A 7657-nucleotide genomic window follows, 5' to 3' on the forward strand; every position below is an offset into this window, starting at 1 on the left:
CCGCCTATTTGTCGCGCGGCATGACTTCCCCCGATCCCGCACCTTCCGGCCCTTCGCGCATTCCCGAAATCCGCGTACCCGGCGCCCTCACCCTGATCGGCCTTGTTGCCGGGCTTGTCCTTGGCCTGTTGCTGGCTGGCAAGCCGATCGCGGATACCGCGCTGAAAGTGACCGGGCCGATCGGCTCCTTATGGCTACAGGGCCTGCAGATGACGATCCTGCCGCTGGTCGCGGGCCTGCTGTTTTCCGGCATCGTTGAAACAGTCGCCGCTGCCCGCGCCGGAGCCATGGCGCGCCGCACGCTGGGCATCATCGTCGGCTTCCTGGCATTCAGCGCCACGCTGGGCGCAGTAGCGATGCCACTACTGCTGGAACTGTTCCCAGTGCCCGCCGGCGTCAGTTTTCCCCACGGCGCCGATCCGGGAAAGGTTCCGGGCATTTCCGAGTTCCTCGCCTCGCTGTTGCCCGACAACGTGATTTCGGCGGCAGCGGCAAGCGCGATGCTGCCGGTGATCGTCTTCGTCGGGCTGTTCGCGCTCGCTTCCACCCGCCTTGCCGACGAGCCCCGCCGCGCCCTTGCGGTGCTGTTCGAAGCGCTGGCAGGCGCGATGATGGTGGTGATCGGATGGGTGCTGATGCTGGCGCCGATCGGCGTATTCGCGCTTGGCCTGACGCTGGGCGTGCGCAGCGGCGGCGCGGCGCTGGGCGCGCTGGCGCATTACATCCTGCTTGTGGTCGCGGTGGGGACGGTGGTGATGATCGCCGGGTACGTCATCGCGGTGGTTGGCGGAAAGCGCAGCCTGCCCGCCTTCGCCGCCGCAATCCTGCCCGCGCAGGTCGTCGCCATCTCCACGCAGTCCTCGATCGCGACTGTGCCCGCCATGCTGGCATCCAGCCGCAAACTAGGCGTCTCTTCGACGACGGCCGAGTTCGTGCTGCCGCTTGCGGTCACCCTGTTTCGTGCCACCGGTCCTGCGATGAACATGGCCGTTGCGGTCTACGCGGCGAAGCTGGCGGGCCTTGAACTGACCAGCGGCGCACTGGCGGCAGGCGCCTTCGTGGCCTTCGCGACCACGTTCGGAGCCGTATCTTTGCCTGGCACGATCAGCTTTGTATCCTCGATCGGCCCGATCGCGGCCGCCATGGGCGTGCCGCTCTGGCCGCTCGGCGTTTTGGTAGCGGTGGAAGTCCTGCCGGACCTGATGCGCACGATCGGCAACGTCACCATGGACGTGGCAGTCGCCGCCGCCGTCGATGCCGGGATCGACGAGGCACCGGAAACGGCCGAGACGATCCACTGAACGACTCGCCGCAGCAAAATGAAACCAGATCGGATGTAAATCGCTGGATGGGCACCTTCAGCGACAGGAGCCTCCGGTCTTGGCCTCATCGACACTGCTTGCCTCCGAGCGCTTCGATAGCATCCCCGTATCCCATGCCCGGCAATTCCTGGAACCAGGCCCCGTCGTGCTTTTGACCACCCGCCATGCCGGCCGGGACAACGTCATGACGGTGGGCTGGCACCAGGTTCTGGAATTCACGCCTTCCATTATCAGTTGTGTGGTTTCGCGGGGGTGCCGTAGCTTCGACATGCTGCGCGCATCGGGTCAGTGCGTGCTCAATGTGCCAACCAGCGACATGCTCGATGCGGTCGTCCGGGTCGGCAACTCTTCCGGCGACGAGGTGGACAAGTTTGCCGCATTCGGTCTCGAAAGAGCGCAGGCGCATGATGTGGACGCAGCCGTGCTGCCGCAATGCCACGCACACCTGGAATGCCGCCTGCGCGACGATCGCGCGGTTGAACGCTATAATCTGTTCATTCTGGAAGTAACGCACATCAGCGCCCGACCTTCCCCAAAGGAGCCGGAGTATCTGCACTATTCCGGTGACGGCGTCTTCATGCTGTCAGGCAAGCGGGTATCGCGACGCAAGCTCTTCCGTCCGGAAATGCTGGGCTTTTGAGCCCTACTCCTCCAGCTCGATATCCCAGTAGAGCCAGTCCCGCCAGGTCTCGTGAAGGTAGTTGGGCGGGAAGCCGCGTCCGCGCTCCTGCAGCTGCCAGCTGGTCGGCCGGATTGGCGGAACCAGCGGCGGCATGTTCGCCTGCTTCGGCGTGCGCCCGCCCTTACGCAAGTTGCAGGGCGCGCAGGCAGTAAGGATGTTCTCCCAGCTGGTGCGCCCGCCAAGGCGGCGCGGCAGGACATGGTCGAACGTCAGATTATGGGGGCTGCCGCAATACTGACAGGAGAACCTGTCCCGCAGGAACAGATTGAAGCGGGTGAAGGCGGGAAACTCGCTTGGCTTCACGTATTGGCGCAGCGCGATCACCGAAGGAATCTGCATGGTCCAGTTGGGGCTGTGGACCGCGCGTTCGTAGCTTGAGACGATATCGACCCGCTCCAGCACAACCGCCTTGATCGCGGTCTGCCAGGGCCAGAGGCTGAGGGGATAATAGGACAGCGGCGTGTAATCCGCGTTCAGCACAAGAGCAGGGCAGTCTGAAAGACTTCGGGAGGGGTCTCCCTCCGCGCTGCGGAACCGGGCCGCGCGCTCGATCAGCTCCGACTTGAGCATGGCCTCCTGTCGCAGGCCGGGATTGCGGTTTGATGGCAGTCCATGCACTATTTCCAGCACTTGCGGGCGAGCGCGTCAAGATGGCGGATTCTTCGACCGCAAAGACAATCCACAGGATGTTGGCAGCCACAAGATGTTTGCGCGAGCGAGGCCCGGCGCTAGGACCACGATGATGCGTACCCGCTTCGCTCCCAGCCCTAATGGCCCGCTTCATCTTGGCCATGCCTATGCCGCCTTGGTCGCGCATGACACCGCCCGTGCACGGGGAGGCAGTTTTGCCCTGCGCATCGAGGATATCGACGGCGAACGCAGTCGGGCCGAACTTGTCGAGGAGTTCTTGCTCGATCTTCAATGGCTCGGCCTGGAATGGGATGGCGCCCCCATATTCCAGTCACACCGCCTGCCCGGCTATGCCGCCGCCGGGGAGCGACTGAAGGCGATGGATGTCCTTTACCCGTGCAACTGCACCCGCGCTGAGATCGCTGCTGCGGCCACTAAGTTCGGACCCGACGGTCCGGTCTATCCCGGCACCTGCCGCAACCGCCATGTCGATCCGACCGGCGCCGCTTGGCGGCTCGACACAGGCAGGGCCATGGCGCTTACCGGCCCGCTCGAATGGGTAGACGAAATCGCCGGACGGCGGGACGCCACGCCCATGATCTTCGGCGACGTCGTGCTGCTCAGGAAGGACTTGCCCGCCAGCTATCACCTTGCCGCGACGCTCGACGATGCTGCGGACGGGGTCACGCTGGTCACGCGCGGCATGGACCTGTTCCCGGCAAGCCACATTCACCGGCTTCTGCAGGCGCTTCTAGACCTGCCCGTGCCGACATGGCTGCATCACCCCCTGCTGGTGGAGCCGGACGGCCGCAAACTTGCCAAAAGGCGCGGTTCTCCGTCACTTGGCGACTGCCGCCGCGCCGGAGAGGACGGCCGAGCCATCGCCACGGCACTGCGCGAAGGGCGCTTCCCCGCTGGCATTTCATTGTCACAGGGGATACATCAAACGCCATGAGCACCATTCTCGTCCCCATCATCATCGTGCTGGTGATCATGGTCATCGTCAGCCTTGTGCGCGGCATCGTGGCCTTTCTGAACGGCGCCCGCGATGACCTGAACAGCGACGGCACCGGGCCCACCCCGAACCAGCTGCTGCAGAACAAGATGATGTTCAACCGCATCAAGTATCAGGCCGCTGCCGTGCTGGTCTGCGCGCTGCTTCTGGCGATGGCGCGCTGATCTTGGTACGGCTCAACAAGATCTACACCCGCACCGGAGACGATGGCACAACAGGCCTTGTCGACGGATCGCGCCTGCCCAAACACGCTACCCGCATGGAGGCGATCGGTGCCGTGGACGAGACGAACTGTGCAATTGGGGTGGCCATAGCGGCACTCAACGGCACTCAACACGCACCTACGCTCACTCACATCCAGAATGACCTGTTCGACCTTGGCGCCGACCTTGCCACGCCGGCAGCACCTGGGGGCGAAGACTTCACCCCCAGCGAGATGACGCTGCGCATCGTCCCGGCCCAGGTCGAATGGCTTGAAAAAGCGATCGACGCGATCAACGAGAACCTCTCTCCCCTGCGCAGCTTCATCCTGCCCGGCGGGAGCGAGGGCGCCGCGCGCGTCCACGTTGCCCGCGCCTCTGCCCGCGCCGCCGAACGCCGTGCCACCGCGCTGGCGCAGACCGATGCCACGAACCCCGCCGCACTCGCCTACCTCAACCGGCTGAGCGACTACCTCTTCGTCCTCGCCCGTGCGGTGAATCGTGACGGCGCCGACGACGTGCTTTGGGTGCCGGGACAGAATCGCTAGGTTCCCTCTCCGGCGCCGAGATGTTAAGCGCCCGATTAAATCGAACCCGGTTAAATCATAGAGGAGCTTTGGCAGTGCAGTCAGTCGGCATAATCGGCGCAGGCATCATGGGTTCGGGCATCGCCCAGACCGTCGCGGGCAAGGGCATGGACGTGATCCTTACGGACGTCAGCCTGGAAAACGCGGAAAAAGGCAAGGCGGGCATCGCCAAGAGCCTGGCGAAGCTGGTCGCCAAGGAAAAGATCACGCAGACCGATGCCGACGCGCTGCTCGCCCGGATCACCCCCGTTGCCGACTATGCCGCGATGTCCGGGTGCGACCTGATCATCGAAGCCGCCACCGAGCGCGAGGATATCAAGGCGAAGATCTTCGAAGCCGCCGGAAAGGTGCTGGGCGCGAATGCCATCATGGCATCGAACACCAGTTCCATCCCGATCACCCGCATGGCCGCCAGTTCACCCGACGCCGCGCGCTTCTGCGGCCTTCACTTCTTCAACCCCGTTCCCGTCATGGGCCTTGTCGAAGTGATCCCCGGTCTTGCCACCTCGCAGGACACGATCGACCGCATGAAGGCGTTCGGTGAAAAGCTGGGCAAGACCGTGGTGCTGGCCGGTGACGAACCCGGCTTCGTCGTCAACCGCATCCTGTGCCCGATGCTGAACGAGGCGATCTTCGTCCTTGGCGCCGGGATCGGATCGGTAGAGGATATCGACGCAGGCTGCCGCATCGGCCTCAACCACCCGATGGGGCCGCTGACACTGGCGGACTTCGTCGGCCTCGATACCCTGCTGGAGATCATGAAGGTCTTCCATTCGACCACCGGCGATCCGAAGTACCGCCCCGCCCCGCTGCTGCAAAAGTACGTTGAAGCAGGCTGGTACGGCCGCAAGTCGGGTAAGGGATTCTACGATTATTCGGGCGAAACGCCGGTTCCTTCGCGGTAATTACGAAAGGAAAGTCGCAGGGGTCTACGTCGCGCAGCCTCCGTATACCGTCGAGATCACGCGCGCAGCTTCGTAATGCACTGACGTAGCCTCGGGCGACTTGTAGCCTGCGGTGCGATGTAAGACCGACGCCGCTGCGCGCGAAACGACGACAGTATGGGGGGCTGGGGCGATGGCCCCGGATTCCTTTCTGGAACCTCCCGCTTCTCCTTCCCGTTTCATCAAACGAAGGAGAAACCGGAAATGACCGACCGCCCCGACGACCTCGCCCCGGAAACGGTGAACGAAGAGCAGGAAGACGAAGCCGCGCAGGCCCAGACCGTGGCCGGACAGGCGCAGGCCCGAAGCGCCAAGGGCCTTGGCGACAGTGAAAAGGCCAAGGGCGGTGTCCGTGACGAGGACGATGTCGAGGATGTCGTCGATCACATGAACCAGATGGACACCAGCGGCACCATCGACATGTCGGCTTATGACGGCGAAGAGACGATGGACGATCTGGAAAGCCGCTACGGCAAGGATAATGCCGCAGACCCGGATTTCAGCGACGACGATTCCTGATCTGCGTTACTTCCCGCTCGTAGCGTTCGACCATGCGGCGACGATCTGCTGCGCCTGCTGTGCCTCCGCCTGTTGCTGGGCAGCAGAATCGGAGCTACTTTCGCTACCGTTATCGGGAGCCGGAATGCTGCAATAGGCGGTCGCCAGCACGCCTGCCGACCACATCAGCGCGTGCCAGCGGCTCTTGAACACATGGGTTAGCTTGGGGCCGAACATGGCCCCTTCCTACCCGCAGGTGGTTAAGGTTCCGTGCCCGCTTCGCGCTTGAGATCGTAGAGCATTTCCAGCGCGTCGCGCGGGGACAGGGCATCGATGTCCATGTCGCGCAGCTTGTCGCGCAGGGTATCCCTTTCCTCCTCGTGCACATCCTGCGTTGCGGCGAACAGGGGCAGGTCGCCAAGCCCTGCTGCAAGACCGCCGGTTTCCGCGCGGCCCTTCTCCAGCTTGTCGAGCACCGACTTGGCGCGACTGATCACCTTGGGCGGCACCCCGGCAAGGCGCGCGACCGCAAGGCCGTAGCTGCGGTCTGCAGGCCCTTGCGTCAGTTCGTGCATGAGCACCAGTTCGCCCTTCCACTCGCGCGCGCGGACGTGATGAAGCGAAAGCGCCTCGCAGGTTTCGCCAAGGCGCGCCATCTCATGGTAGTGCGTGGCGAAGAGGCAGCGGCAGCGATTGGTTTCATGCACCGCCTCGGCCACCGCCCATGCCAGCGCAAGACCATCGTAAGTGGAAGTGCCGCGCCCCACTTCATCAAGGATGACGAAGCTCTTCTCGCTCGCTTGCGCCAGAATAGCGGCAGTTTCCACCATCTCGACCATGAAAGTCGAACGGCCGCGCGCAAGGTTGTCCGAAGCCCCGACGCGGCTGAACAGGCGATCGACCATGCCGATCCGCGCGGACTTTGCAGGTACGAAGCCGCCCGCCTGCGCCAGCAGCACGATCAGCGCGTTCTGGCGCAGGAAGGTGGACTTACCGCCCATGTTGGGGCCGCCGATCAGCCAGAGCCGGTCGTGGCTGGCAAGGCGGCAGTCGTTCGCCACGAACCGTTCGCCCTGTACCTTCAGGGCCGCTTCCACCACCGGATGGCGCCCGCCCTCGATCTCCAGCGAGAGGCCATCCACTACTTGCGGGCGCGCCCAGCCGCCTTCCGCCGCGCGCTCGGCCTGTCCGGCGGCAACGTCGATGCGGGCAAGCGCGGCGGCGGTGCGGGCGATCTCGCGCCGTGCGGCGACCGCTTCGGCCACCAGCGTCTCGAAATGCGCCTCCTCGGTGGCAAGGGCGTGGCCGCCCGCTTCGGTGATCCGCGCCGCCTCTTCGTGCAGCGCCAGCGCGTTGAAGCGCATCGCGCCCGCCATCGTCTGGCGATGCGAGAATCCGCTGTCGGGCTCCATCAGCCGGTCGGCATGGCGCTGGGGCACTTCGATGAAGTAGCCGAGCACGTTGTTGTGCTTGATCTTGAGCGAGGCGACGCCGGTATCCTCGCGGTACTTGGCCTCAAGCGCGGCGATGGCGCGGCGCGCGTTGCCCGACATCACACGCAGTTCGTCAAGCGAAGCATCGTAGCCGCTGGCAATATAGCCGCCCTGCCCGCGCTCGGTCGGCGGGGTTTCGACCAGCGCGCGGGCGAAGTGATCGACAAGGGCGCCATGACCGCCAAGCGCAGGGAGCAGCCGCTCCAGCAACACCGGTACATTGTCCATGCCCGCAAGCCGTTCGCCCACGCGGCGCGCGCCGGAAAGCCCGTCGCGCAGTTGGCCA

10 protein-coding genes are annotated in these 7657 nt (G+C 64.6%); 7 read left to right on the forward strand and 3 right to left on the reverse strand.

What is annotated here, in order from left to right; all coding sequences use genetic code 11:
• The first annotated feature begins 20 nt into the window (after window positions 1-20).
• Window positions 21-1301, forward strand: a complete 1281-nt coding sequence (locus A8V01_RS17415) for a dicarboxylate/amino acid:cation symporter (protein ID WP_103097355.1) — start codon at window positions 21-23, stop codon at window positions 1299-1301.
• 79 nt (window positions 1302-1380) lie between these two features.
• Window positions 1381-1962, forward strand: coding sequence for a flavin reductase family protein (locus A8V01_RS17420; RefSeq protein ID WP_103097357.1), 582 nt, complete (start codon window positions 1381-1383; stop codon window positions 1960-1962).
• A gap of 3 nt (window positions 1963-1965) precedes the next feature.
• On the opposite strand, the gene A8V01_RS17425 is transcribed toward A8V01_RS17420, so the two are convergent.
• Window positions 1966-2574, reverse strand: a complete 609-nt coding sequence (locus A8V01_RS17425; RefSeq protein WP_103097359.1) for an HNH endonuclease — start codon at window positions 2572-2574, stop codon at window positions 1966-1968.
• Between the two features lie 169 nt (window positions 2575-2743).
• On the opposite strand from A8V01_RS17425, the gene gluQRS reads away from it, so the two are divergent.
• The 5 genes from gluQRS (at window position 2744) to A8V01_RS17450 (ending at window position 5899) form a co-directional block, all read left to right on the forward strand.
• Complete coding sequence (gene gluQRS, locus A8V01_RS17430) at window positions 2744-3589, forward strand: tRNA glutamyl-Q(34) synthetase GluQRS (RefSeq protein WP_103097361.1); 846 nt, start codon at window positions 2744-2746, stop codon at window positions 3587-3589.
• Entirely contained in the window at window positions 3586-3813 is a 228-nt protein-coding gene (locus tag A8V01_RS17435; RefSeq protein ID WP_103097363.1) for an HIG1 domain-containing protein, read from the forward strand. Before gluQRS ends, A8V01_RS17435 begins: the two co-directional genes overlap by 4 nt.
• Before the next feature lie 2 nt (window positions 3814-3815).
• Window positions 3816-4397: a cob(I)yrinic acid a,c-diamide adenosyltransferase gene (locus A8V01_RS17440; RefSeq protein WP_103097365.1), complete on the forward strand. Its 582-nt coding sequence runs from the start codon at window positions 3816-3818 to the stop codon at window positions 4395-4397.
• A gap of 74 nt (window positions 4398-4471) precedes the next feature.
• On the forward strand, window positions 4472-5341 hold the full coding sequence (locus A8V01_RS17445) for a 3-hydroxyacyl-CoA dehydrogenase family protein (protein WP_211295053.1): 870 nt from the start codon (window positions 4472-4474) through the stop codon (window positions 5339-5341).
• 243 nt (window positions 5342-5584) lie between these two features.
• A complete protein-coding gene (locus A8V01_RS17450) occupies window positions 5585-5899 on the forward strand; it encodes a hypothetical protein (protein WP_103097370.1) in 315 nt (104 codons plus the stop codon).
• Window positions 5900-5905: 6 nt separating this feature from the next.
• Here A8V01_RS17450 and A8V01_RS17455 read toward each other — a convergent pair whose 3' ends face one another.
• Together A8V01_RS17455 and mutS are read right to left on the reverse strand one after the other, a co-directional pair.
• On the reverse strand, window positions 5906-6115 hold the full coding sequence (locus tag A8V01_RS17455; protein ID WP_103097372.1) for a hypothetical protein: 210 nt from the start codon (window positions 6113-6115) through the stop codon (window positions 5906-5908).
• Between the two features lie 23 nt (window positions 6116-6138).
• A partial coding sequence (gene mutS / locus A8V01_RS17460) for a DNA mismatch repair protein MutS (RefSeq protein ID WP_103097374.1) occupies window positions 6139-7657 on the reverse strand: 1519 nt, incomplete at its 5' end.

This window comes from Novosphingobium guangzhouense, assembly GCF_002896965.1.
GTDB classification, from domain to species: domain Bacteria; phylum Pseudomonadota; class Alphaproteobacteria; order Sphingomonadales; family Sphingomonadaceae; genus Novosphingobium; species Novosphingobium guangzhouense.